Here is a 2,083-nt window from a genome sequence, read left to right as displayed (position 1 = left end):
GCCGCCCCGGCCGCGACCCAGGCCGCGCCGGCGCCGGCCGCGCCCGCCGCGCTGGCGCTGGACGAATCCAAGCTGCCGCAGCCGGTGCGCTTCGCCGCCAGCGACCTCGACCCGGCCAAGAGCGCCTGCGACAACCTCGGCCAGTACGCCAACGACAAATGGTTCGCGGCCAACCCGATCCCCGGCGACCGCTCGTCGTGGGGCGTGTCGGATGTGCTGGCCGAACGCTCGCTGGCGATCCAGCGCCAGCTCGCCGAGCAGGCCGCCGGCGACGCCAAGGCCGCCGGCGTGGAAAAACTCGTCGGCGACCTGTGGGCCACCGGCATGGACGAGGCCAGGATCGACGCCCAGGGCATCGCGCCGATGCGCGACGAACTGGCCGCGATCGACGCGGTGGCCTCGCCCGAGCAGTTGACCGCCTACCTGCGCGAGAGCGCCGCGCACGGCCGCAACCCGCTGTTCGATTTCGCGCCCGAGGCCGACTTCAAGAATTCCTCGGTGAACCTCGCCTACGCCAGCCAGGGCGGCCTGGGCCTGCCCGACCGCGGCTATTACTTCGACGCCGACAAGCGCGACAAGCTCGAGGCCTACCGCAAGCACGTGGCCAAGGTGCTGGAGCTGGCCGGCGCCAGCGCCGCGGACGCGGAAAGGCAGGCCAAGGCGGTGATCGCATTCGAAACCCGGCTGGCCCAGGCCTCGCTGTCGAGCGAGCAGCTCTCGCGCGACATCGCCCTGTACTACAACCCGGTCAGCCCGGCCCAGGCCGACGAACTGACCCCGAATTTCTCCTGGACGAAGTTCTTCCAGTCGCAAGGCGTGGCCACGCCGAAGCTGTTCTCGCTGGCCATGCCCGGCTTCCACAAGCAAGTCAGCCAGATGATCGCCGACACCCCGCTCGATGCCTGGCGCGCGTTCCTGCGCTACCACGCGGTCGATGCCGCGTCGCCGTATCTGTCCGCAGCCTTCGTGCAGGAGAGCTTCGAATTCCACGCCAAGGCGATGCGCGGGCAGAAGGAGCCCAAGGCGCGCTGGAAGCGCGTGCTCGGCGGCATCGACGACCAGGCCGGCGAAGCGATGGGGCAGCTCTACGTCAAGGTCGCCTTCCCGGCCGACGCCAAGGCGCAGACCCAGGCGCTGGTGCAGCAGTTGCGCACCGCGTTGAAGACGCGCATCGAGAACCTGTCGTGGATGAGCCCGGAGACGAAAAACAAGGCGCTGGAGAAGTGGGCGAGCTTCACCCCGAAGATCGGCTACCCGGACAAGTGGCGCGACTGGAGCGGCCTGAACACCGGCCGCGACAGCTACTACGCCAACGTCAAGGCCGCCAACGAGTTCAACTACAAGTGGAGCCTGGGCAAGATCGGCAAGCCGGTCGACAAGACCGAATGGGGCATGAGCCCGCAGACGGTCAACGCCTACTACAACCCCTTGCAGAACGAGATCGTATTCCCCGCGGCGATCCTGCAGCCGCCGTTCTTCGATCCCAAGGCCGACGAAGCGGCCAACTACGGCGGCATCGGCGCGGTGATCGGCCACGAGATGATCCACGGCTACGACGACCAGGGCTCGCGCTTCGACCCGGCCGGCAACATGGCCAACTGGTGGACGCCGGCCGACGCCAAGGGCTTCGCCGCGCGCAGCCAGAAGCTGATCGAACAGTTCGACGGCTACGAAGCCGCGCCGGGGCTCAAGGTCAACGGCAAGCTGACGTTGGGCGAGAACATCGCCGACCTCGGCGGCCTGGCCACCGCTTACGACGCGATGCGCCTGGCCGTGGGCGACAAGCCCGATCCCAAGACCGACGGGCTGAGCCGCGACCAGCGCTTCTTCCTCAACTTCGCGGTGAGCTGGCGCGACCGCTACACCGCGGACCTGCTCAAGGTGCTGGTGGCCTCCAACCCGCACGCGCCCAGCGACCTGCGCGCGATCGGCGCGCCGTCGAACCTGCCGGCCTTCGCCGCGGCGTTCTCGTGCAAGCCCGGCCAGCCGATGGTGCGCGCGGGCGACAAGCAAGTGGTGATCTGGTAACCCAGCGCGCCCGCGCCGCGCCGCAGCGGCGGGCGCGGCGGGCGCGCGCAGCGGG

Annotated in this window: 1 protein-coding gene; it reads left to right on the top strand. The window is 69.5% G+C overall.

What is annotated here, in order from left to right:
* Window positions 1–2,028, top strand: a 2,028-nt coding sequence (locus A7A76_RS02130; protein ID WP_206409650.1) for a M13 family metallopeptidase, incomplete at its 5' end; no start/stop codon positions are given.
* Window positions 2,029–2,083: the final 55 nt, after the last annotated feature.

Origin of the sequence: Lysobacter enzymogenes (genome assembly GCF_017168095.1) — a bacterium.
GTDB lineage: Bacteria > Pseudomonadota > Gammaproteobacteria > Xanthomonadales > Xanthomonadaceae > Lysobacter > Lysobacter enzymogenes_D.
The sequence above is the reverse complement of the archived record's forward strand: the minus strand, read 5'-3'. Positions and strand labels throughout refer to the sequence as shown.